Origin of the sequence: Streptomyces gelaticus (genome assembly GCF_014649535.1) — a bacterium.
GTDB classification, from domain to species: domain Bacteria; phylum Actinomycetota; class Actinomycetes; order Streptomycetales; family Streptomycetaceae; genus Streptomyces; species Streptomyces gelaticus.
The window spans coordinates 104717-127309 of the sequence record NZ_BMTF01000005.1; the positions used below are offsets into that span (position 1 = coordinate 104717).

General features: G+C 70.8%; 19 protein-coding genes. 9 read left to right on the forward strand and 10 right to left on the reverse strand.

Going from position 1 to position 22593, the window contains the following annotated elements:
- Nucleotides 1–30: 30 nt before the first annotated feature.
- Complete coding sequence (locus IE107_RS09330) at nucleotides 31–624, forward strand: TetR/AcrR family transcriptional regulator (RefSeq protein WP_189543083.1); 594 nt, start codon at nucleotides 31–33, stop codon at nucleotides 622–624.
- A 54-nt stretch (nucleotides 625–678) separates the two neighbouring features.
- On the opposite strand, the gene IE107_RS09335 is transcribed toward IE107_RS09330, so the two are convergent.
- Complete coding sequence (locus tag IE107_RS09335; protein WP_189543438.1) at nucleotides 679–1185, reverse strand: Lrp/AsnC family transcriptional regulator; 507 nt, start codon at nucleotides 1183–1185, stop codon at nucleotides 679–681.
- Between the two features lie 263 nt (nucleotides 1186–1448).
- Between IE107_RS09335 and pdhA the strand changes: the two genes are divergently transcribed.
- From pdhA to IE107_RS09370, 7 genes are all read left to right on the forward strand, one after another.
- Nucleotides 1449–2612 carry a pyruvate dehydrogenase (acetyl-transferring) E1 component subunit alpha gene (gene pdhA, locus IE107_RS09340; protein ID WP_189543084.1) on the forward strand — a complete coding sequence of 388 codons (1164 nt, stop codon included), beginning with the start codon at nucleotides 1449–1451 and terminating at the stop codon, nucleotides 2610–2612.
- Nucleotides 2609–3640, forward strand: a complete 1032-nt coding sequence (locus IE107_RS09345; RefSeq protein ID WP_189543085.1) for an alpha-ketoacid dehydrogenase subunit beta — start codon at nucleotides 2609–2611, stop codon at nucleotides 3638–3640. The genes pdhA and IE107_RS09345 overlap by 4 nt, the downstream gene beginning before the upstream one ends.
- Nucleotides 3640–5076, forward strand: coding sequence for a dihydrolipoamide acetyltransferase family protein (locus tag IE107_RS09350; protein WP_189543087.1), 1437 nt, complete (start codon nucleotides 3640–3642; stop codon nucleotides 5074–5076). Before IE107_RS09345 ends, IE107_RS09350 begins: the two co-directional genes overlap by 1 nt.
- A 155-nt stretch (nucleotides 5077–5231) precedes the next feature.
- Nucleotides 5232–6095: a DUF6457 domain-containing protein gene (locus IE107_RS09355; protein WP_189543089.1), complete on the forward strand. Its 864-nt coding sequence runs from the start codon at nucleotides 5232–5234 to the stop codon at nucleotides 6093–6095.
- A gap of 50 nt (nucleotides 6096–6145) precedes the next feature.
- Nucleotides 6146–7927 (forward strand): molybdopterin molybdotransferase MoeA, encoded by a 1782-nt coding sequence (locus IE107_RS09360; RefSeq protein ID WP_189543091.1) that lies wholly within the window; start codon nucleotides 6146–6148, stop codon nucleotides 7925–7927.
- The gene (locus IE107_RS09365; protein WP_189543093.1) at nucleotides 7885–9027 is read left to right on the forward strand and encodes a potassium channel family protein; all 1143 of its coding nucleotides are present in this window, start codon (nucleotides 7885–7887) and stop codon (nucleotides 9025–9027) included. Before IE107_RS09360 ends, IE107_RS09365 begins: the two co-directional genes overlap by 43 nt.
- 176 nt (nucleotides 9028–9203) lie before the next feature.
- Nucleotides 9204–10190 carry an NAD(P)H-quinone oxidoreductase gene (locus IE107_RS09370; protein WP_189543095.1) on the forward strand — a complete coding sequence of 329 codons (987 nt, stop codon included), beginning with the start codon at nucleotides 9204–9206 and terminating at the stop codon, nucleotides 10188–10190.
- A gap of 188 nt (nucleotides 10191–10378) precedes the next feature.
- Here IE107_RS09370 and IE107_RS09375 read toward each other — a convergent pair whose 3' ends face one another.
- From IE107_RS09375 to IE107_RS09400, 6 genes are all read right to left on the reverse strand, one after another.
- Nucleotides 10379–10927 carry a bacterial proteasome activator family protein gene (locus IE107_RS09375; RefSeq protein WP_189543097.1) on the reverse strand — a complete coding sequence of 183 codons (549 nt, stop codon included), beginning with the start codon at nucleotides 10925–10927 and terminating at the stop codon, nucleotides 10379–10381.
- A 110-nt stretch (nucleotides 10928–11037) separates the two neighbouring features.
- On the reverse strand, nucleotides 11038–13884 hold the full coding sequence (locus IE107_RS09380) for an FtsX-like permease family protein (RefSeq protein ID WP_189543099.1): 2847 nt from the start codon (nucleotides 13882–13884) through the stop codon (nucleotides 11038–11040).
- The gene (locus IE107_RS09385) at nucleotides 13881–14660 is read right to left on the reverse strand and encodes an ABC transporter ATP-binding protein (RefSeq protein WP_189543101.1); all 780 of its coding nucleotides are present in this window, start codon (nucleotides 14658–14660) and stop codon (nucleotides 13881–13883) included. Before IE107_RS09385 ends, IE107_RS09380 begins: the two co-directional genes overlap by 4 nt.
- Nucleotides 14661–14819: 159 nt before the next feature.
- Entirely contained in the window at nucleotides 14820–15434 is a 615-nt protein-coding gene (locus IE107_RS09390) for a PadR family transcriptional regulator (RefSeq protein ID WP_189543103.1), read from the reverse strand.
- 85 nt (nucleotides 15435–15519) lie between these two features.
- The gene (locus IE107_RS09395; protein WP_189543105.1) at nucleotides 15520–15834 is read right to left on the reverse strand and encodes a hypothetical protein; all 315 of its coding nucleotides are present in this window, start codon (nucleotides 15832–15834) and stop codon (nucleotides 15520–15522) included.
- 544 nt (nucleotides 15835–16378) lie between these two features.
- Nucleotides 16379–18013 (reverse strand): protein kinase domain-containing protein, encoded by a 1635-nt coding sequence (locus IE107_RS09400; RefSeq protein WP_189543107.1) that lies wholly within the window; start codon nucleotides 18011–18013, stop codon nucleotides 16379–16381.
- A 324-nt stretch (nucleotides 18014–18337) separates the two neighbouring features.
- On the opposite strand from IE107_RS09400, the gene IE107_RS09405 reads away from it, so the two are divergent.
- A complete protein-coding gene (locus tag IE107_RS09405; RefSeq protein ID WP_189543109.1) occupies nucleotides 18338–19966 on the forward strand; it encodes a protein kinase domain-containing protein in 1629 nt (542 codons plus the stop codon).
- Between the two features lie 83 nt (nucleotides 19967–20049).
- Here the strand turns inward: IE107_RS09405 and IE107_RS09410 are convergent, their stop codons facing one another.
- From IE107_RS09410 to IE107_RS09420, 3 genes are all read right to left on the reverse strand, one after another.
- Nucleotides 20050–21042, reverse strand: a complete 993-nt coding sequence (locus IE107_RS09410) for a phosphotransferase (RefSeq protein ID WP_189543439.1) — start codon at nucleotides 21040–21042, stop codon at nucleotides 20050–20052.
- A gap of 159 nt (nucleotides 21043–21201) precedes the next feature.
- Complete coding sequence (locus IE107_RS09415) at nucleotides 21202–21645, reverse strand: pyridoxamine 5'-phosphate oxidase family protein (protein WP_189543110.1); 444 nt, start codon at nucleotides 21643–21645, stop codon at nucleotides 21202–21204.
- Nucleotides 21646–21788: 143 nt separating this feature from the next.
- Nucleotides 21789–22448: a response regulator gene (locus IE107_RS09420; RefSeq protein WP_189543440.1), complete on the reverse strand. Its 660-nt coding sequence runs from the start codon at nucleotides 22446–22448 to the stop codon at nucleotides 21789–21791.
- Nucleotides 22449–22593 lie beyond the last annotated feature (145 nt).

The window sequence follows — 22593 nt, forward strand, 5'->3', positions numbered from 1 at the left end:
GTGGACAACTCGTAGGGGAGGATCGCGGACATGACCACGGCCAAGCGGGACACGTACACCCCGGAGACTCTGCTCACCGTTGCCGTCCGTGTCTTCAACGAGCGCGGCTACGACGGCACGTCCATGGAGCACCTCTCCAAGGCGGCGGGCATCTCGAAGTCGTCCATCTATCACCATGTCGCGGGCAAGGAGGAGCTCCTGCGCCGCGCGGTCAGCCGGGCGCTGGACGGGCTCTTCGGGATTCTCGACGAGCCGGGAGCAATACAGGGGCGTGCGATCGAGCGGGTCGAGTACGTCACCCGTCGCACCGTCGACGTGCTGATAGCCGAACTGCCCTACGTCACGCTGCTGCTGCGCGTGCGGGGAAATACGAAGACGGAGCGCTGGGCCATGGAGCGGCGGCGCGAGTTCGACCAGCGGGTGACCGATCTGCTCAAGGCGGCGGTCGCGGACGGCGACCTCCGCTCCGACATGGACATACGCCTGGTGACCCGGCTGCTCTTCGGAATGGTCAACTCCCTGGTGGAGTGGTACCGGCCGCTGCCCGAGGGTGGAGTCGACGGGCAGCAGCTGGCGGACACACTCGTTCGCGTGGCCTTCGAGGGGATGCGGTCCAGCCGCTGAACCGCTGAACCGCTGAACCGCCGAACCACCGAGCCGTAGGCGGCCGGACGGCCGTCAGGTGAGCTCGGCGGGTCTTTCCGGGCCCGGGGCCAGGTCTGTCTCCTCGAACACCAGGAGCGTGCGGGTGGAGAGCACCTCCGGAATGGCCTGGATCCGCGTCAGGACCAGTTCGCGCAGAGACCTGTTGTCCCGGGTGTGCACCACCAGCAGCACGTCGAAGTCGCCGCTGACCAGCGCGATATGGGTCGCTCCCGGCAGGGCCTGGAGCTGTTCGCGCACCGTGCGCCAGGAATTCTGGACGATCTTGAGAGTGATGTACGCGGAGGCTCCCTGCCCCGCCCGCTCGTGGTCCACGCGCGCGCTGAAACCGCGGATCACGCCGTCGTCGATGAGCCGGTTGATCCGGGCATAGGCGTTGGCCCGGGACACATGGACGCGATCGGCCACCGACCGTATCGAGGCGCGTCCGTCCGTCTGGAGCAGCCGCAGGATACGCCGGTCGATGGCGTCGAGCGGGCGCGCGGGCGGAACCTGGCCGGTGTCCTCGCCCCCGTCGGCCATTTGTTCAGCTGACATGTGCCCCCGCCTCCCTGTCCTGGACGACCTGCCTCTATCCCAGGTTGTGGAGAACCGTTTGTCCACAGGCTGAAGGTGCCTGTAGCCAAAATGCGCTCGCGACCGAACAATCGGTAGGTGAGGGGCGCCACACTCGCGCCTCGGACAGCGCTCGACATTTCGATGTATTTCGACACCCCTCGGCGTCGGACGACCCCTGATGCCGACAGACGCCGCTCGAAACCCCTCGATGCCAGGAGGTGCTTGTCATGACGGTCCAAGAGCTGCCCGGCGCGGCTGCTTACCGGCCCACGCCGCCCCCGGCCTGGAAGCCGCTCACCGATCCTGCGCCGCTGCTCCCGGACCCCGAGCCGTACCGCGTGCTCGGTACGGACGCCGTGGCCGACGCCGACCCCGAGCTGCTGCTGAGGCTCTACGCGGAGCTGGTCCGCGGCCGGAGGTACAACGCGCAGGCCACCGCCCTCACCAAGCAGGGCCGGCTCGCGGTCTACCCGTCGAGCACGGGGCAGGAGGCCTGCGAGATAGCGGCCGCGCTGGTGCTGGAGGAGCGGGACTGGCTCTTTCCCAGCTACCGGGACACCCTCGCAGCAGTGGCGCGCGGACTGGACCCGGTGGAGGCACTGACGCTGCTGCGCGGCGACCGGCACACCGGTTACGACCCGCGTGAACACCGCATCGCACCGCTCTGTACCCCCCTCGCCACCCAGTTGCCGCACGCCGTCGGGCTGGCACACGCGGCGCGCCTCAAGGGTGACGACGTGGTGGCGCTCGCCATGGTCGGTGACGGCGGGACCAGCGAGGGCGATTTCCACGAGGCGCTGAATTTCGCGGCCGTCTGGCGGGCCCCGGTCGTCTTCCTTGTACAGAACAACGGCTTCGCGATCTCCGTACCGCTGGCGAAGCAGACCGCCGCGCCGTCCCTGGCGCACAAGGCCGTGGGGTACGGGATGCCGGGCCGGCTGGTGGACGGGAACGACGCGGCCGCGATGCACCAGGTCCTCGGGGAGGCGGTGGCGCGGGCCCGGAGCGGCGGCGGGCCGACGCTGGTCGAAGCGGTGACGTACCGCATGGACGCCCATACGAACGCCGACGACGCCACTCGATACCGCGTCGACAGCGAGGTGGAGGCCTGGCGTGCGCACGACCCGATCCAGCTTCTGGAGCGGGAGCTGACCGGTCGGGGGTTGCTCGGTGACGACGGGATCGAGGAGGCGCGCGAGGCCGCGGAGCGGATGGCAGCCGCTCTGCGCGAGCGGATGAATGCCGATCCGGTGCTGGACCCGATGGATCTGTTCGCCCATGTCTACGTGGAACAGACCGCACAACTGCGGGAGCAGGCGGCCCGGTTGCGTGTCGAGCTGGAAGCCGAGCAGGACCAGCACGGCCAGGACGATATGGAGGAAGGGCGATGACCACCGCGGCGGCGACGGCTGGAGAGCGGACGGCCAAGGCCAAACCCGCCACGATGGCACAGGCGCTCGGGCGGGCGCTGCGTGACTCGATGGCACAGGACCCGACGGTGCATGTCCTCGGCGAGGACGTCGGCACGCTCGGTGGGGTCTTCCGGATCACCGACGGCCTGGCGAAGGAGTTCGGCGAGGACCGTTGCACGGACACCCCGCTGGCCGAGGCGGGCATCCTCGGGGCGGCCGTGGGCATGGCGATGTACGGGCTGCGGCCCGTGGTGGAGATGCAGTTCGACGCCTTCGCCTATCCGGCGTTCGAGCAGCTCATCAGCCATGTCGCGAAGATGCGGAACCGGACGGGCGGCGCCATGCCGCTGCCGATCACGGTCCGGGTGCCGTACGGCGGCGGGATCGGCGGGGTCGAGCACCACAGCGACTCCTCGGAGGCGTACTACATGGCGACGCCCGGCCTCCATGTCGTCACGCCCGCCACGGTCGAGGACGCGTACGGGCTGCTGAGGGCCTCGATCGCCTCCGACGATCCGGTGGTGTTCCTGGAGCCGAAGAGGCTCTACTGGTCGAAGGCGGACTGGTCGCCCGATGCGCCGGTGGCTGTGGAGCCGATAGGCCGGGCGGTCGTCCGGCGGACGGGCCGCAGCGCGACGCTGATCACGTACGGGCCGTCGCTGCCCGTCTGCATGGAGGCGGCGGAAGCGGCCGTCGAAGAGGGCTGGGACCTGGAGGTCGTGGACCTGCGTTCGCTGGTGCCGTTCGACGACGAGACCGTTGCCGCTTCCGTACGGCGTACGGGGCGCGCGGTCGTCGTCCATGAGTCCTCCGGCTTCGGCGGTCCGGGCGGTGAGATCGCGGCCCGGGTCACCGAGCGCTGCTTCCACCATCTGGAGGCGCCGGTGCTGCGGGTCGCCGGTTTCGACATCCCCTATCCGCCGCCGATGCAGGAGAAGCACCATCTCCCGGGCGTGGACCGGGTGCTGGACGCGGTCGCCCGCTTGCAGTGGGAGGCGGAGAGCTGATGCCCCAGGTACTCGAATTCAAGTTGCCGGATCTCGGTGAGGGGCTCACCGAGGCGGAGATCGTGCGCTGGCTGGTGGAGGTCGGCGATGTCGTCGCCATCGACCAGCCGGTCGTCGAGGTCGAGACGGCCAAGGCGATGGTGGAGGTGCCGTGCCCGTACGGGGGCGTGGTGACCGCACGGTTCGGTGAAGAAGGCTCGGAACTGCCGGTCGGGGCACCTCTGCTGACGGTGGCGGTCGCGGTGGGGTCGGACGATGAGGGAGAAGGGGCTGATTCCGGTTCCCGCCCGAGTGCTGGGGCCGGTTCCGGCTCCGGGGCCGACTCCGGTTCCGGTTCCCGCTCCAGCTCCGGTTCCGGTGAGGTGGAGTCGTCGGGCAATGTGCTGGTCGGGTACGGCACGGGTGCGCCGGTGGCGCGTCGTCGTCGGGTCCGTCCCGCCGCCGTGACGGCAGCCGTTCCCGCGCCGGAGCCCGACCCCGTGCCGGATACGGTGCCGGGTCCGGTGGCAGTCGTCTCCCCGCTGGTACGGAAGCTGGCGCGGCAGCATGAGCTCGATCTGCGGCAGCTGGTGGGCTCCGGTCCGGACGGGCTGATCCTGCGGGTCGATGTCGAAGCTGCGATCAGGGCGCTGGCGGGGGAAACGGCGGCTCCCCGTCCACATGCCGCGGTCCCGGCGACGGAGGCCGTGCAGGAGCCCGTGGCGGAGTCGGCTTCCGGGGCGGGTGCGGGACCGGCTGCGCTGCGGATTCCGTTGCGCGGTGTACGGGGCGCGGTCGCCGACAAGCTGGCGCGCAGTCGGCGGGAGATCCCGGACGCCACGTGCTGGGTCGATGCCGACGCCACCGAGCTGATGGCGGCCAGGTCCGCGATGAACGGCGCCGGTGGCACGGCTGCCGGGCCCAAGGTGTCGGTGCTGGCCTTGCTGGCGCGTATCTGCACGGCGGCGCTGGCCCGGTTCCCCGAGCTCAACTCCACGGTGGACCTGGAGGCGCGGGAGATCGTTCGGTTGCCGGAGGTCCATCTCGGGTTCGCAGCGCAGACCGAGCGGGGACTGGTCGTCCCCGTCGTGCGGGATGCGCAGGCCAGGAATGCCGAGTCGATCGGGGCCGAGATAGCCCGGCTGACCGAGGCGGCGCGGGCCGGGCGGCTGACCCCGGCGGAGCTGACCGGGGGCACGTTCACGCTGAACAACTACGGGGTGTTCGGAGTTGACGGATCGACCCCGATCATCAACCACCCCGAGGCGGCGATGCTGGGCGTCGGCCGGATCGTGCCGAAGCCCTGGGTGCACCAGGGGGAGCTGGCCGTACGTCAGGTGGTCCAGCTCTCGCTGACCTTCGACCACAGGGTCTGTGACGGCGGCACGGCGGGCGGCTTCCTGCGCTACATAGCCGACTGCGTGGAACAACCGGCGGTGCTGCTGCGCACGTTGTAGGCGGAAGTGGCCGTGGGCTCCTGTGGGCCTCCCCCCGCTCGATCGGCCCGGTCCTTCCGGTCCTTTCGGTCCTTCCGATCGGTTCGACGGGTTCGATCGGCTTGATTGCCGACCGGGAGGATCAACGGGAGGCCGCGGCCCGCATACTCGGATGCATGACCGCGTATGACGCCATCGTCCTTGCCGGAGGGGCCGCCAAGCGGCTCGGCGGTGCCGACAAGCCGGGGATCCGGGTCGGTGGCCGCGCGCTGCTCGACCGGGTGCTCGCGGCCTGTGCCGACGCCTCGACGACGGTGGTGGTGGGCGGGCGCCGGTCCACCGTGCGGCCGGTGGTCTGGACTCGCGAAGAGCCGCAGGGCGGTGGTCCGTTGGCTGCGCTCGACGCGGGGGTCCGGCGGACCACGGCGGAACGGGTACTTGTACTCTCCGCCGACCTGCCGTTCCTCGGGCCGGCCACTGTCGGGGCGCTTCTGGGCGCCGCCGGGGGCGCCGGGGCAAGGCAGCGGGATGGGGCCCTGTGCACCGATCAGCAGGGTCGCGACCAGCCTCTCGTCGCCGCCTACCGTGCCGAACCGCTGCGGCGTGAGCTTGCGCTGCTCGCTGCCGAGCACGGCGGTCTGTCCGGGCTCCCTCTGCGGCTGCTGACGCAGGAGCTCGACCTCGCCCGAGTGGAGGCCGACCCCCTCGCCTCCTTCGACTGCGACACCTGGGAGGACATAGCGTCAGCCCGGGCCCGTGTCAGAGAGCATGGGACCGTGCTGGATGAATGGATCACCGCAGTAAAGAACGAACTCGGTATCGACCTCGATGTCGACACCGGCGTCCTGCTCGATCTGGCCCGTGACGCCGCCCACGGCGTCGCCCGGCCCGCCGCGCCGCTGACGACCTTCCTGGTCGGGTACGCGGCGGCCAAGGCGAGCAGCGAGGAAGGCGGTGACGGCGCCACGGCGGTGGCCGAGGCCGCCCGGAAGGCTGCCGCGCTCGCCCTTCGCTGGGCGGACGAGAACGAGACGCAATGACCGCCGGTAGCGGTGGGGCCGATCGGCCTCCGGGTGCGGATTTCACGTCGATGGGCGTCGGGTCGTTCTTGGGCGTCGGCTCCTCCTCGGCCCTCGGGTCTTCCCAGGCTGTCAGCTCCTCCTCGGCCACCAGCCCTTTCTCGGGGAACGGCCGCGCGCAAAGCGGAGAGCGTTGCCTGACCCCGGAGGACCGGGCCGTTGAGCAGGCCCTCGCGCTGGTCGGGGGTCATTCGTCCGGTGCGCCGCACTCTGCGGATCGGGCACCCTCCGGGGATCCCTCGCCCTCCGTGGATCAGCCGGACTCCGGGGATCAGTCGCACTTCACGGGGCGGCCCCGTCCTGCGGAGGAGCTCGTGGCAGCATCCCGTTCGCTGCCCCCGGACCGGAGCGTCGACGCGCCCCACGCGCATGACCAGCACAGGCACGAGCACGCGCAGCGACAAGGACACCGGCAGCGGCATTCGGTCTCCTGGCAGGAGGCACGGGCGCTCGCCGTCCGGGCGGGGCATGCCGCCGAGGTACGAGCAGGCCGACTCCCCCTCGATCGGACGCTCGGTCACATACTCGCCGAGCCGCTCGTCGCGCTCACCGATCTGCCGTCCTTCGACACCTCTGCCATGGACGGCTGGGTCGTCTCCGGACCGGGTCCGTGGCAGATCCGCTCGGCCGCTGGGACCGGGGGCAAGAAGAGGGACGATGCCGGCCCGAGCCCGGATCTGGGCATCCTTGCCGGGCGGAGCATCCCCGCCGCGCTTCCCGACGGAGATGCCGTACGGATTGCCACCGGCGCCCGCATCCCGGCGGATGCCAACGCCGTGATCCGTAACGAACACGCTCACGTGGACGAGGCCAAGGGACTGCTCCACGCCAGGCGTCAAGTGCTGCCGGGACAGGACATCAGGCCCCGTGGCCAGGAGTGCCGAAGCGGCGAGCAGCTCATGCCCGCCGGAGCGCTGGTGACGCCCGCAGTTCTCGGCCTGGCCGCCGCGGCCGGGTACGACACACTCGTCGTGGTGCCCCGTCCCCGCATCGACGTCCTCGTCCTCGGTGACGAACTGCTGACCGGCGGCCTGCCGCACGACGGGCTGATCCGTGACGCGCTCGGCCCGATGATCGGCCCCTGGCTGCGCGCGCTGGGCGCCGAGGTGTCGGCCCCGCAGCGCCTCGGTGACGATGCGGCGGCCCTGCGGCGCGTCCTCGCCACGTCCGACGCCGATCTCGTGATCACTACGGGCGGTACGGCTGCGGGCCCCGTCGACCACGTTCACCCGGTCCTTGCCGAGATCGGGGCCGAGCTGCTGGTCGACGGGGTCGCAGTCCGCCCCGGCCACCCGATGCTGCTGGCCCGGCTCAAGAGGGAGGCCGTAGCGGCGGGGCCAACGGACAGCCATGGGGACAGCCGGGGCGAGGGGCCGTATCTCGTCGGGTTGCCGGGCAACCCCCTGGCCGCCGTCTCCGGGCTCCTCACCCTCGCCGAGCCCCTGCTCCGGGGCCTGGCCGGCCGGGAGCCGGAGGCGCCGTACCGGGCCGTCGTACGCGACGAGGTGCACGGGCATCCGCATGACACCCGGCTGGTGCCCGTCGTGCACCGAGTGGGCGGTGCGAGTGGCAGAGCAGGAAGCGGATACGGCGGCGGAAGCGCGGGAACCGGGAGCGGTGCCGAGCACGTCGTACCGCTGCATTACAGCGGTCCGGCGATGCTCCGTGGGGTCGCTGCTGCTGACGGGCTGGCCGTCGTACTGCCGGGCGGGGTACGGTCCGGCACCGAGGTGGAGATCCTCGATCTACCGTGGGCCTCGGCGATGCCGTGGACGGAAGGGTGTTTCACGTGAAACTTCCCGGCCACGATGCGATGGCCAGGCGCGCAGACGAACACGTCGTACCCACCCGCGTACTGCTCCCGCGCAGGGTTGTCGACAGACCGGCACGGCAGGTCGCCAAGCGGCTACTGATGGCGCTGCTGGTGCTTGCCGCAACGGTATTGATCGTCTGGCTGGACCGTGGCGGATACCACGACGCCGCCGATGACAATGTCGATCTGCTGGACGCGGTGTACTACGCGACGGTCACCCTCTCCACCACCGGTTACGGCGACATCACCCCGTACGGGGACAGTGCCCGGCTCACCAATGTGCTGCTCGTGACACCACTGCGGGTGCTCTTCCTGATCATTCTGGTCGGCACCACTCTTGAGGTCCTTACGGAACGGACCCGGGAGGACTTTCGGCTGAAGCGTTGGAGAACCAACTTGCGTGATCACACCGTTGTCGTCGGCTTCGGGACGAAGGGCCGTTCGGCCGTTCAGACCCTGCGTGCCACCGGCCTGAAGAACGAACAGATCGTCGTCGTCGACCCGGCGACGAAGGTGATCGAGATCGCCAACGCCGAGGGCTTCGTCGGTGTGGTCGGTGATGCGACGCGCAGTGAGGTGCTGTTGCGGGCCGAGCTGCAGAAGGCGCGGCAGATCATCATCGCGACCCAGCGCGACGACACGGCGGTGCTGGTGGCGCTGACGGCCCGGCAGCTCAATCGTGGCGCGAAGATCGTCGCGGCGGTGCGCGAGGAGGAGAACGCCCCGTTGCTCCGGCAGTCCGGCGCCGACGCGGTGATCACCAGCGCCAGTGCGGCGGGCCGGCTGCTGGGTCTCTCCGTGCTCAGCCCCAGCGCGGGCACGGTGATGGAGGACCTGATCCAGCAGGGCAGCGGGCTCGATCTCGTCGAACGCCCGGTGATAAAGGCCGAGGTGGGCAAGAACGTCCGGGAGACCGATGACCTGGTGGTCAGCGTGTTGCGGGGGCATCGGCTGCTCGGTTACGACGATCCGGCGGCCAGTCCGCTGCAGTTGACGGACCGGTTGATCACCATCGTGCGTGTCACCAATGAATCGCCGCTGGACAGCCCGCAGCCGGGTACACCACGCCCACTCGACTGATCCCGCGCGGCCGGGGCGTTCCGTGTAGGGCCCCGCCTGGCCGGATGGCGTCCCGCCCTGGCCGGATGCGTCCCGCGTGGCCGTGTGGCGTCCCGTACGGCCAAGTGGCGCCGTTCGCAGTCCGCCATCTCCCGCGGAATCTCGCGCGGAATCTCCCGCGGAGTAGCCTCGCCGCCATGTATGCGATCACGATCCCTGAACCCGGCGGTCCCGAGGCGCTCGTCTGGGCCGAGGTGCCCGATCCGGTGGCCGGCGAGGGCGAGGTCCTCGTCGATGTCGTGTCCAGCGCGGTCAATCGCGCCGATGTGTTGCAGCGGCAGGGGTTCTACAACCCGCCGCCCGGCGCATCCCCGTACCCCGGCCTGGAGTGTTCGGGCCGTATCTCGGCGATCGGGCCCGGTGTCACCGGCTGGGCGGTCGGCGACGAGGTGTGTGCGCTGCTCGCGGGTGGTGGATACGCGGAGAGGGTCGCCGTGCCCGCCGGGCAGCTGCTGCCCGTACCGGAGGGCATCGGGACGGCTCTGGCCGCGGCGCTTCCCGAGGTGACGGCCACGGTCTGGTCCAACGTCTTCATGGTGGCCCATCTGCGCCCCGGCGAGACGCTGTTGGTGCACGGCGGGTCCAGCGGCATCGGCACGATGGCGATCCAGCTGGCCAAGGCCGTGGGCGCGCGGGTCGCGGTCACCGCCGGGGGACCGGAGAAGCTGGCGCGCTGTGCGGAGCTCGGGGCCGACATCCTGATCGACTACCGGGAGCAGGACTTCGTCGAGGAACTGCGCGAGGCGACCGACGGGGCCGGTGCGGACGTCATCCTCGACATCGTCGGCGCGAAGTACCTGGACCGGAACGTGAAGTCGCTCGCCGTCAACGGAAGGCTGGCCGTCATCGGCCTTCAGGGGGGCGTCAAGGGCGAGCTGAATCTGGGCGCCCTGCTGAACAAGCGGGCCGCCGTCACCGCGACCTCGCTGCGCGGTCGCCCGCTCGCCGAGAAGGCCGCCATCGTCGCCGCTGTGCGCGAGCACGTCTGGCCGCTGGTCGCGGACGGCGTCGTACGGCCGGTCGTGGACCGTACGGTGCCGATGCCGGACGCCGCCGAGGCCCACCGGGTGCTGGAGTCCAGCGCGCACATCGGGAAGGTGCTGCTGCGGGCCCCTGCGGGCTGACGTCCTGCCCCAGCCCCTGCCCCACCCCCCCGCGGAAAGGCCCGGTGCACAGGTCGCGTGGACCATGTGCGCCGGGCCTCGGTGTCGCTCGCGTCGGGCTCGTACGGACCGGGGATCAGGGACATCGGAGGTGCAACGGCCGAGGGCCGGGGCCCGTCCGGCCCTGATCCACATCCGCCGGGCAGGCCCTAGAGGTACGGGCCCGACCTGAGGGCCCCGTGCGGGTCCCCGCTGCCGTCCTCGTCCTCGTGGGCGCTGCCCGGCGGAAGGGCGCGGCGCATCTGCTCCAGCTGGGCCCGGGCCGCCATCTGCTGGGCGAACAGCGCCGTCTGGATGCCGTGGAACAGGCCCTCCAGCCAGCCCACCAACTGGGCCTGGGCAATCCGCAGTTCCGCCTCGGAGGGTACTGACTCGTCGGTGAACGGCAGGGAGAGCCGCTCCAGCTCCTCCACCAGCTCCGGCGCGAGGCCGTCCTCCAGCTCCTTCACGGAGCCGGCGTGGATCTCCTTGAGCCTGACCCGGCTCGCCTCGTCGAGAGGAGCCGCCCTGACCTCCTCCAGGAGCTGCTTGATCATGCTGCCGATGCGCATGACCTTCGCGGGCTGCTCGACCATCTCCGTCACCGGGACCTCACGCGATTCGTCGTCAGTGCCACCGCCGCCGATCGCCATGCCGTCCTGCCCCACCACGAGGACTTGGGGGTGCTCCTGCGACCGTTCATTCCTCGGCATCTCCATGGCGCCATTGTCTCGCACACCTGCTGCACAACACCGTGGTGCCCCCGCAAACGGTTGATCCACCGTTTTCGGGGGCACCGAGTCAGCCGGTCAGCCCGCCGTTCCCGCCGTCACCCGGCCCTCCGGGCCAGCGCGAGGCGGGAGCGGGTGAGCGCCGTGGCGAGCAGACCGGCCAGCAGCGGCACGCCCACGACGAGCAGGGCGAGGGTGGGCCAGGGCAGCACGATCGGCGTGTACGCGGACTCCGTGGGCTCCAGCCGCATCGTCTCCAGCGCCTCGCGCAGATCGACCATCCGCAGTGCCACCGCCGGCACCAGTCCGGCCAGTGTGCCGAGCACCACACCCGTGAGCGCCACCACCACGCACTGGAATCCGGACAGCTTCCGCCGCACACTCGGGGGCGCGCCGACCGCGCTGAGCGTATTGAGATCGGCTTCCGCGTCCGCCTTGGCGAGGCCCGTCGTGATCGCGGCGGCGCCCAGCGTCACCATTCCGGCGAAGAGGGTCAGGATCAGCAGCATGGGGTCGTCGCCCTCACCGGGGCCGGACTCGGACTGCACCCAGAGGCCGCCACCGGCCTGCTGGATCACGCCGTCGGTCCGCTGTGCCTCGGCATTCGTCGGCGTGTGGGCGACGGCGTACACGCTTCCGCTCGCCTCGGTGTGCAGGCCGAGCCGTTCCGCGGTCCGCTGCGGCAGGATCAAGTTCATCCCGGGGGTGGCGGCGTACTTCGCGGGTGCCACGTACACCTTCAACCTGTCCGTGGTGGTCCGTGCCTTGCCCGGGTGCAGTTTCCAGTTCTGCTTGTCCTTCTTGCTGTAGCGGTGGACCGCCTTGATGGTGACCTCGCCGTTCTTCGCGAACACCTCGTTGAGCAGCACCGGCGTGCCCGCCGCCAGCGCCTTGGCCGCCGCGGGGTCGTCGAGCTTCACATAGGTGCTGAGCATGGCCGCGTCCGCCACGACGATGCTGCTCACATCGGTGTTGAAGAGACCCGAAGACATGAGCTCGGGGAGGCAGGCGGGGGAGCGCATCAGCTTCTTGTGCTCGTCGGCGGTGAGCCGTGCGGCGAGCGCCTTGGCGCCCTTGCCGGTGAGCGGGCAGGCGTGGGCCTTGCCGGTGGGTCTGATCAGTTCGAGCGAGCCGCAGCTGTTCTCCTCGTCGCTGTAGAGGCCGCAGTCGCTGCCCGCCCAGACCCGTCGGAAGTCGGCGCGCCCGCCGGTGACGGCCATGTTCTGTTCGACGGCGGCCCGTGCCTGGGGGAGCCGGGTGGCGGACTCGGCGGAGGCAGAGGAGAGGACGACGGTTCCCTCGTTCAGGTAAGGGGTGTAGTTGAACGCGTGCTCGGCCGTGGAGCTGGCCATGTACGTGGCGATGGCGACCGAACCGGCGACGGCCGCCATCACGGCCGCCACCGCGGGGGCGGTACGGCCGCGGTTGCGGGCCGCGTCGCGCAGCGCCAGCCGGGGCGAGAGCGGCAGGCTGTGGCCGAGCCGCCCGAGGAAGCCGACGATCATCGGGATGCAGGCGAGCAGCCCGAGCTCGGCGGTCACCGAGCCGCCGGCGACCAGCGTCGAGTCGCCGCGGGTGCCGCCGTAGACGGCGACGGCGCATCCGATGGCCAGTACGCAGGCGCCCAGGACGGGCAGCACCCGGGAGGAGCGGCGGACGCCGCGGCGGCCGGTGAGCGACTCCAGCACGGACTGCCGGCTTGCCACGATCGCCGGGGCGAACGCGGCCAGCAGGCCTGTGACCAGGCCGATCGCCGCGATGGCCAGCAGTTCCGTGGGGTTGAGGGCAAGCGAGACGAAGCGTCGCCCGGCCCATTCCTCGATCATCGGGCGGAACACCGCAGTGACTGCCAGCCCGACCACCACCCCGGCCGCGGCTCCGATGCCGCCGAGTACCAGACCGCCGCTGAGCACCACGGCCCGGACATGGCGCCTGTCCCCGCCGCAGGTGCCCAGAAGACCGAGCTGGCGACGGGAGCGGCGCGCACCGACAGCGAAGGCCGGTCCGGCGAGCAGCACGATCTCCAGGACCGTCATGGCGACCACGGTGAGGAGAGGCGCGCTCAGCTCCCCGGAGCTCTCCGGGTAGTTCTCATGGCTCTTCCGGGTCAGCGGGACCTCGGAGTCCGGCGGCGGGTCGAGGACGACCTGACGGGATTTGACGAGGATGCCCGATTCATTGGCCGCCATGATGTGCGGCCAGGTGATCCCCACCCCTTCCGGGCCCTTGACCAGCCATTCCTTGGAGCCGACGTTCGGCGGCAGCACCTTCTTGTCGTGGTCGGACCTGGCCTGCCACGGGGCGATGACCGCGCCCGGGTCGGCGTACAGCGCCTCGGTGCTCAGGGTGTCCGGCTGCTCGACCACCCCGGTGATCGTGTACTTCTTGCCGGAGTTGCGCACAGTGGTGACCGACCCGATGTGCAGGCCGGTCGACTTCAGGAACGGTTCGGTGGCGGCCATCTCGCCCGTGCCGTGCGGGAAGTCGCCGCGTACGAGGTCGATCTTGCCGCGGGCCAGCTTGTCCGATGTCCGGAACTCGTAGATGTCGGTGTTGGCGACGCCGTACCCGGTGGTGACGCTCGCCGGGACGGACTGGATGCTGATCGCCCGCGAGCCCTTGGGGAACGTGGTGCTGATGTCGGTCGGCGGGCCGGTTTCGTCCAGCGGCGCGTTCTCGTCGACCCGGTCGTACCTCTGTGCGTCGGGCATCTGCTCGATGGGGCCGAGCTGCTGGTCGCTGAAGACCGCGTCGGCGGAGCCCATGTCGGCCGTCAGTTCCTCGGCCGAGGTCGGTGTCACGCTGCGGTACGTCACGTCGAGGGCGGTGACGCCGAGGACGGGTACGGCGATCATCGCGACCACCAGTGCGCTGCGGCCCTTGGACCGCATCGCGTCACGCCGGGCGATCCGGAGGGCGGCGCGCCAGCCGGTGAAGAGGCTCACTTGGCGGCCTCGGGGGCGAGGAGCGAGTCGGCGTCGGCGGTGAGCGTCTGGTCGACGATCGAACCGTCCCGGAGGAACACGACCCGGTCCGCCCAGGCCGCGTACCGCGGCTCGTGCGTCACCATGACACCGGCCGCGCCCTGGTCGCACCGGTTGCGCAGCAGGGCGAGCACCTGCTCACCGGTCTCGGAGTCGAGCGCTCCGGTCGGTTCGTCGGCGAGTACCAGGCGCCGGTCCCCCACCAGGGCGCGGGCGATGGCGACACGCTGCTGCTGGCCGCCGGACATCTCGTCCGGGAACCGGTCGGCGATCTCCAGGAGCTTCATCTCCTCCAGCGCCGCCCGAGCCTCCTTGCGGGCCTTGCGGACGGAGACGCCGTCGAGTTCGCGCGGCAGGGCGATGTTCTCGGCAGCGGTGAGGGCGGGGATCAGGTTGTAGTCCTGGAAGACATAGCCGACGCTGCGGCGGCGCAGGGCCGCGACGCCCTTGCGGCCGAGTCCGGCGATGTCCTGACCCTCGATGACGACCTGGCCGCTGGTCGCGGTGTCGAGACCGCCCGCGATGGTCAGCAGGGTGGACTTGCCGGAGCCGGACGGGCCCATCACGGCGACGAGTTCACCGGCGTACACGGAGAGGTCGATGCCGCGCAGGGCGTGCACCTCGGCCATGCCGGAGCCGTGGGTGCGCGTGAGCGCCCGGAGTTCGAGCACCGGCGCACCGGCCGGTATCGGTGGGTCGGCCGTTGCCGCGGATCGGGACGGGACGTGCGAGGACATGGTGAGTGGTTCCCTCCTCGGAACGGGTGTGGGGTTACGCGTCGGCGGCCCTGCGGTCCGTGGTCACGCGGGCCTTGGTCTGAGGCCGCGCGGTCCGTGGCCTGCGGCCCCGGGTCCTGAGGCGTGCGGCCTTGCGGCCACGCGGCCCTGCGTTTCGCGTCAGCGCCGGCTGTGCGGGCGGGCGGTACGGGACGCGGTGCGGCCGGTCGTACGGACCTCGGGTTCCGGCTCGGTGGCGGCGGCCTCGGCGAGGCGGACCAGCCGGGTCTCGCAGTGGTCCAGCCAGCGTGCCTCCGCCTCCGCCTGGAAGATCAGCTGCTCCAGCACGAGCAGCCAGGCGACCTCGTCGCGGTTGGTCGGGACAGCGCTGAGCGACTGCGCCTTGAGGCGGGTGTAGTCCTGCATCGCCTTCAGGGTGTGGCGGCGCTGGGACTGGATGACGGCACGGACGTCGACCCCGGGGGCGCCGACCGCCATGGCGAGCTTGATGGCCAGCTCGTCGCGGGGCGGGTTGTTGCGGTCGACCGGCGTCTCGAACCAGTTCCGCAGCTCGGTGCGCCCGTCGTCGGTGATCGCGTAGAGGGCGTGCCCCTGGTCGTCCTCGTCGTCCTGCACGACCAGGCCGTCGCGCTCCAGCCGGCTGAGCGTTGTGTACACCTGGCCGACGTTGAGCGGCCAGGTGGAGCCGGTGCGCGATTCGAACTCGGTACGGAGCTGGGAGCCGTATCGGGGCCCCCGTTCCAGAAGGGCCAGTAGCCCGTGACGGATCGACATACTCAGTATGTATACTGAGTATGTTCGTCGATGCAAGTCTCCGCCGGGGTGCATGGGTGTCGAGGGGGGAAGGTCCCGGGGTGGCTCAGTCCAAGCGGCGCAGGCGGAATGCCAGGAAGCCCAGCCCCAGTCCGATCAGCGCGATTCCCGCGCCGAGCGACACCTGTTTCACCTGCCGCACGGTCGATGCGCCCAGGGCCCGCTGCGAGAGCTGCTCCGATCCGGGGAGCGCACTCTCCCCGGGCGTGGCGGGGGGTATCGGCCCCGGATCGGTTGCCGGGGGTGGTGCTTGGGGCTGGGCGGGCAGGCTGTCCGCGTGCGCCGGCTCCCACGGCGAGAACTGCCGCCCCGGCCGCAGCCGCCCCTCCCCGGCCTCGCGCCCGGCGAGCGGGGACTGCACCTCGCGTGGCGGCTCCTCGTCGGAGCCGGCACCGGAGCCGGAGTTCGAAGCGGGCAGAGGGTCCTGGGAGGGCGAGGCCGACGCCGAGCCGACGGGGGAGCCGGAGGCCGAGGGAGAGGGGTGCGGGGAGCCCGGAGGTGCGGGGGCGGCCGGTCCGCCGTCCGGAGAGGCGGTCGTCGGCGCGGTCGAAGGATCGGCTGAAGGATCGGCCGAAGGGGTGATCGGTTCCTCGGCCGCCGGATCGGCGCCGGGGACACCGGAAGGCCGGACGGCGGTTGCGGCCGAGGGGCGCGCGGGCGGTGTCGCCGGGGAGCTGAGCGGCCCCGTCGGCTGACCGGATGAACCCTGTCCGGCCTGCGCCTCTACCGCCGCGGTCCCCAGCGCCGCACCCGCAGTGAATATGAGGCAGGCCACGCACCTCGTGGGCCGTGAGGGGAGGAGTCCTGAAGCCATGGACATACCGTCACATGTGCCGGTATGTCCGGCATCTCGGATGCGTGGCGCTTCGAAGTGCCGCGTTCACTCGTATGCGACGGCTCCGGACTCAGGCCGGGTCGCCCGTCGCGATGCGGAGTTCGAAGTGGGCGCCGGTCTTCGGTACGGCGGTGCCCGACGTGGGGAACTGGTCGATGACCTGGTCCTCCGCGTAGGCGTTCCCCGGCACCTTGATCTGCTTGATGGTCCAGCCCGCCGCGTCCGCGCAGGCCCGCGCGGAGAGGATGTCCTTGTACAGGAAGCTGGGGGCGTCGACCTTGTTCGGGTCGTCGCTGTCCTCCATGGCGTCGGTGCAGTCCTCGGTGTCCATCGTCCGGTTCCGCTCCGGATCCTTGTGCTCGCTCGCGGCCGGTGACTCGTTCGCGGTCGTGCCGCCCTTGTCGTCGTCCTTCAGCGAGAGCACCGTGATCAGACCGCCGATCGCGATCAGCGCGACCACGATCGAGCCGACGACGACCGGCATGTTCCGCTTGGAGCCGCTGCCGCCCGAGCCGGAGTGCGACTGGGTCTGCGTCTGCGGCGAGGCCGTGTAGGGCGGCGGGGCCTGCTGCACCGGAGGCCGGCTCTGGTACGGCTGGGCCGACTGCGGGTAGCCGTACGACGGTGCCGGCGCGGGGGCCGGGGTCGCCGGGCCGTACGGGCCCGACTGGTACGGGCCCGGCTGGTACGGCGTCTGGACGCTCTGGGGCGTCGCGCCGGACTGGTCGACCGGCGGGAAGACCGTCGCACCGACGCCCGAGCCGCTGTTCGCGGGGGCGCCGCCGCCCGCGACGATCACCGGCACGCCCGTGCCGCCGCTCGCGGCCAGCACGCGGGCGATCTCGTCCTGCATCGCCGCCGCGCTGGGGAAACGTTCGTTCGGGTTCTTCTTCAGCGCGCGGGCGACCAGCGCGTCCATCGCCGGGGTGATCGACCGGTTGATGGTGGAGGGCGCGACCGGCTCCTCCTGGACGTGCGCGTACGCGATGGCCAGCGGGGAGTCGGCGTCGAAGGGGATCCGCCCGGTCAGCAGCTGGAACAGCATGATGCCGACCGAGTACAGGTCGGAGCGGGCGTCCACGCCGCGGCCCAGGGCCTGCTCGGGGGAGAGGTACTGCGGGGTGCCGACGACCATGCCGGTCTGCGTCATCGACGTGACGCCCGACTGCATGGCGCGGGCGATGCCGAAGTCCATGACCTTCACGACGCCGCGCTTGGTCACCATCACGTTGCCGGGCTTGATGTCGCGGTGGACCAGGCCCATCTCGTGGCTGGTGTCCAGCGCCGCCAGGACGTCGGCCGTCACCTTCAGCGCCCGGTCGGCCGGCATCGCGCCGTGGTTCTGGATGTCCGCCTGGAGCACGGAGCCGAGCGGCTGCCCCTCCACGTACTCCATGACGATGTACGGCATCAGCGCGCCGCCGAGCTCGTCCTCACCCGTGTCGAAGACCGAGACGATGTTGGTGTGCTGCAGTTTGGCGACGGCCTGCGCCTCGCGCCGGAACCGCTCACGGAAGGACTGCTCGCGGCCCAGCTCCGTGTGGAGTGTCTTGATTGCGACCTGGCGGTCCAGGGCGGTGTCGTAGGCCAGGTATACGGACGCCATCCCGCCCTCGCCGAGCAGGTCGCGCAGCTGGTAGCGGCCGCCGGCGACCGAACCGCCCGCATAGCGACCCTGAGCGCCGTGTGCGCCGTCCTGGCTCATGACTTGCTCCCCCTCGGCGCGCGACTCACGCGATCATCCATTACGCGCCAAGTCTGCCCGAGGGGTACGACACGTCAAGCCAGGTGCCCGTTCCGTGACCCTACGCACAAGAAGCGTCTCGGAAGCGTTACAGGAACCGCATGAAATTTGCGTGGACGGCACGCCGGGCAGTTGGATAACCGGTCCCCTCGGAAACCCGGGCGGTTGGATAACCGGTCCCTCTCGGAAACGGTGTGTCCGGAAGAGGCTGTAGCGTGACGTGGCAATGCAGCTAGACACCGTGAGAACCCGCGGACGCGCGGACAGATACGACGGCGAGGACTGATGGCACCCGATTCCGAAGCAAACGGCGGCGGGGTATCGGATGGCACCGACTCCTGGGGCATCGGCGGTGTCGTCGGTGACGGACGTTACCGGATGACCCACCGCCTCGGCCGGGGCGGTATGGCAGAGGTCTTCGCGGCCGAGGACGTCAGACTCGGACGCACCGTCGCAGTGAAGCTCCTGCGCTCCGATCTCGCCGAGGACCCGGTCTCCAAGGCCCGGTTCACGCGCGAGGCGCAGTCGGTCGCCGGGCTCAACCACCACGCGATCGTCGCCGTGTACGACTCCGGCGAGGACATCGTGGGCGGGGCGACCGTCCCCTACATCGTGATGGAGCTGGTCGAGGGCCGCACCATCCGCGATCTCCTGATCAGCGCCGAGGCCCCGCCGCCCGAGCAGGCGCTGATCATCGTCTCCGGCGTGCTCGAAGCACTGGCGTACTCGCACCAGCACGGCATCGTGCACCGCGACATCAAGCCGGCCAACGTGATCATCACCAACTCCGGTGCGGTCAAGGTGATGGACTTCGGCATCGCCCGCGCGCTGCACGGCGCGCAGTCGACGATGACCCAGACCGGCATGGTCATGGGCACGCCGCAGTACCTCTCCCCCGAGCAGGCGCTGGGCAAGGCCGTCGACCACCGCTCCGACCTCTACGCCACCGGCTGCCTGCTGTACGAACTCCTGGCGCTGCGGCCCCCGTTCACGGGTGAGACGCCGCTGTCCGTCGTGTACCAGCACGTCCAGGACATTCCGGTCCCGCCGTCCGAGGTCCTGGATGCGGCGCCGCCGGAGCTGGACGGGCTGGTCATGCGCTCCCTCGCGAAGGACCCGGACGACCGGTTCCAGAGCGCCGAGGAGATGCGCGGCCTGGTCCAGTACGGCCTCCAGATGCTCCAGGTGCAGGGCGGCCACACGGGTACGTGGAACACCGGCCCGGTCGCGATGCACGAGGGCGCGCACACCCCGGCCATGGGCGTCACCGGCGGCACGATGGCGATGGGGCACCCGCAGCACGGGGACACCTCGCAGGGCCCGATCCTGCCGCCGATGAACCCCGACGACGGCGGCTACGAGGGCGGGCACCAGGGCGGTGGCGGCCGCGGCAAGCTGTGGCTGTTCGTCGTGCTCGCGCTGATCGCGATCGGGGCGGGCGTCGCCATCGCGGTCAACGCCGCGCAGGACACCGGCTCGACGCATGAGAAGAAGCCCGACAAGGTCTCCACTTCGCCGTCACCGACGAAGACTTCGTCCGGGCCGAGCGACGAGGAGAGCGACCAGAACCAGGTGCCGGAGAACTCCACCGGCAACCAGCAGGACACAACGCCGCGGCGGACCTACCCCCCGTCGACCGCCCCGACCCAGCCTTCCGAACCGCCGACGACCGAGCCGTCCACCCCGGCCACCGGAGGCATGGACAACGGCGGCACGGGGACGGACAACGGTGGTACCGGTACGGACAACGGTGGTACCGGTACGGACAACGGCGGCACGGGGACGGACAACGGTGGTACCGGTACGGACAACGGTGGTACCGGAACGGACAACGGCGGCACGGGGTCGGACAACGGTGGTGCCACCACCGGTACGTCCGCGGCGGCCGGGACCGTGGCGGGCACCACTCCCTGACCCGGCACCGACCCCGGTCCCGCCCCGGCCGTCCACGGGGCGGGGCCGGGGCGGGACCACCCCGTGAACGCCTCGGGGCGGGATCACCCCGTGAACGCCTCGCACACCGTCTTGTACTCACGCGTCCACCAGACCGCCAGGGCCGACACCGCAGGGAACTGCGGGTCGGCCCTCTGGTCGTGCAGGCAGTACCGCCAGCGCAGTATCCAGAAGTCGTTGAGCCGCTCCCACCACACCCGGTGCACCGCGGCGGCCAGTTCCGCCGCCCCCGCCCCGGCCGTCCGCCGGTAGGCCCGCGCGTACTCCCGTACCTTTTCCAGCTCCAGCTTCCCGGCCGGCAGCACGAAGAAGATCGCCGCGGCCCGTACCGCCTCCTCCGCCCGCGGCTGGACCCCCAGCCGGTCCCAGTCGAGGATCGCGACCGGGTCGCCGCCCCGGTACAGGACGTTCAGCGGGTGGAAGTCCCCGTGCACCCAGCCGGTGGCCGGGGCGCCGGGGGTGGGGGGCCTGCGGTCGGCGTGCTGTTCCAGCAGGGCGCGCCGCTCCAGGAGGCGGTGCTCGGCCAGTTCGTCGAAGGCGTCCCGGGGGCGGCGCCGGCGCGCGGCCGTCAGCAGCTCGTCGATCACCGCGAAGGTGTCGGCGGGGTCGGGGCTCCGGTAGCCGACGGACCGGTGCGCGAGCCCGCTGCCCGCCCCCATGACCTGTTCGAGGCCGGTGTGCACCGCTCCGAGCAGCGCCCCGAGCCGCTCCGACTGGGCGGTGCTGAGCTGGGCGCCCGCCCGGTGCAGCCCGTCCACCCACGGGTGCAGGGCATAGCACCGGCCGCCGATCTCCGTGACCGTGTCGCCCTCGGTGTCCTGCACGGGCGGGGCGACGGGCACGCCCAGCGACTGGAGCCGCTGGGTGGCCCGGTGCTGGCGGACGATCGTGGCGCGGTCACCGGTGGAGTCGTCGAGGTGGTGCTTGAGGAAGTAGGAGCCGCGGGTGGTGGAGACGCGGTAGCCGTGGTTGAGCAGGCCCTTGGTGGTGGGCTTGCAGCTCAGGGGTTCACCGGTGTCCGGATAGCGGCGCAGCACCTCGTTCACCGGAGGCACGGGTGGCCGGGGCACGGACGGGAGGAGGACCTTGTCCACCGGGGACACGGGCTGAGCGGGCACGGACGGGACCAGCACCTTGCCGGCCGACGCAGCGGGCGGAAGGGTGACAGATGAGCGCGGCACTCAGCAGATGTTAGATCACGCTGTGTTGATGATCGGCTGACTTGCGTCGAAGCCCAGAGTGTGCACCGAGGCGAAGTGAGGTTCGAGCCTGAGGTACGCCGGGTCGAAGGGCTCGCCGTTCACCCGGGCGGGACCGTCGCCGAAGAGCTCGCGCTGCCCGGGCGCCGGGTGCACGATCTCGGCGGTGCCGGTGAACTGCACGGCCCACAGATCGTCGTCGCCCCCCGGGCCGGCGCCGCCCGGCCCGGCGCTGCTGAAGTTGTCCGCGCCGTACGCCACGACCGTGCCGTCGCATGCGTTGTGGTAGCCGAAACCGCTGTGCATCCGCAGGACCACATGACCGTCGATCACGACGTGGCGGGCAACCGACAGAAACGGGAGGGCCCGCATGCTCGTCGCCAGCCGGCCGTAGCGGACGCGGCCGAGCAGTTCGATCGCCTGGAGTTCCTCGGAGGACATGACCTCCACTCTCCGTCACCCCGGAGGTCACAGAAAGAGGCCGCGGCCCCGGTTGCTCAAGGACCAAAGTCCCGAACGCCACCGGGGCGCGCGGCCCCATCGTCCCCGCTCCCGCGTGCTCCCGGCCGCCCCGGGTGCGGTCCTCAGCGTTTCTCCGCCTGGAGCCTGGCCACGTACGCGGCGGCCTGCGAACGCCGCTCCATGCCCAGCTTGGAGAGCAGGCTGGAGACATAGTTCTTGATCGTCTTCTCGGCGAGGTGGAGCCGCTCGCCGATCACCCGGTTCGTCAGTCCCTCGCCGATCAGGTCGAGGATCTTGCGCTCCTGGTCGGTGAGAGCGGCGAGCTTGTCCTCGGCCCCGCCCTTCTTGCCGTCGCGCAGCCGCTCCAGCACCCGGGCGGTCGCCACCGGGTCCAGCAGCGACTTCCCGGCCGCCACCTCACGTACCGCGTTCAGCAGCTCGTTGCCCCGGATCGCCTTCAGCACATAACCCGACGCACCCGCCATGATCGCGTCGAAGAGCGCCTCGTCGTCGGCGTACGAGGTGAGCATCAGGCATTTGACGTTCTCGTCCTGGGAACGGACCTCCCGGCAGACCTCCACCCCGCTCCCGTCCGGCAGCCGTACGTCGAGCACCGCCACATCGGGGCGGGTCGCGGGGATACGGACCAGCGCGTCCGTCGCGGTGCCGGCCTCGCCGACGACCTCGATGTCGTCCTCGGACGAGAGCAATTCATGGACTCCCCGTCGGACGACTTCATGGTCGTCCAGCAGAAAAACAGTGATTTTTCCTTGTTCACGCACAAAACGCAGTCTCACACACTCGCCTCTTCCCTGCCGCCGAACGGCGGGATAACGTGCCGTTGTTCCGGCGGCCTGCAAGGCTGTTACCAGTGCTGTGACCAGCGAGAGTTCCCGATTTTTTCGATTTACTTGGAAATCCAAGCAA

Bases quoted from the DNA above. Each gene is read 5' to 3' on its own strand.
- IE107_RS09330 (WP_189543083.1), top strand. From the start codon at position 31: ATGACCACGGCCAAGCGGGACACGTACACCCCGGAGACTCTGCTCACC.
- IE107_RS09335 (WP_189543438.1), bottom strand. From the start codon at position 1,185: ATGGCCGACGGGGGCGAGGACACCGGCCAGGTTCCGCCCGCGCGCCCG.
- pdhA (WP_189543084.1), top strand. From the start codon at position 1,449: ATGACGGTCCAAGAGCTGCCCGGCGCGGCTGCTTACCGGCCCACGCCG.
- IE107_RS09345 (WP_189543085.1), top strand. From the start codon at position 2,609: ATGACCACCGCGGCGGCGACGGCTGGAGAGCGGACGGCCAAGGCCAAA.
- IE107_RS09350 (WP_189543087.1), top strand. From the start codon at position 3,640: ATGCCCCAGGTACTCGAATTCAAGTTGCCGGATCTCGGTGAGGGGCTC.
- IE107_RS09355 (WP_189543089.1), top strand. From the start codon at position 5,232: ATGACCGCGTATGACGCCATCGTCCTTGCCGGAGGGGCCGCCAAGCGG.
- IE107_RS09360 (WP_189543091.1), top strand. From the start codon at position 6,146: ATGGGCGTCGGGTCGTTCTTGGGCGTCGGCTCCTCCTCGGCCCTCGGG.
- IE107_RS09370 (WP_189543095.1), top strand. From the start codon at position 9,204: ATGTATGCGATCACGATCCCTGAACCCGGCGGTCCCGAGGCGCTCGTC.
- IE107_RS09375 (WP_189543097.1), bottom strand. From the start codon at position 10,927: ATGGAGATGCCGAGGAATGAACGGTCGCAGGAGCACCCCCAAGTCCTC.
- IE107_RS09385 (WP_189543101.1), bottom strand. From the start codon at position 14,660: ATGTCCTCGCACGTCCCGTCCCGATCCGCGGCAACGGCCGACCCACCG.
- IE107_RS09390 (WP_189543103.1), bottom strand. From the start codon at position 15,434: ATGTCGATCCGTCACGGGCTACTGGCCCTTCTGGAACGGGGGCCCCGA.
- IE107_RS09400 (WP_189543107.1), bottom strand. From the start codon at position 18,013: ATGAGCCAGGACGGCGCACACGGCGCTCAGGGTCGCTATGCGGGCGGT.
- IE107_RS09405 (WP_189543109.1), top strand. From the start codon at position 18,338: ATGGCACCCGATTCCGAAGCAAACGGCGGCGGGGTATCGGATGGCACC.
- IE107_RS09415 (WP_189543110.1), bottom strand. From the start codon at position 21,645: ATGTCCTCCGAGGAACTCCAGGCGATCGAACTGCTCGGCCGCGTCCGC.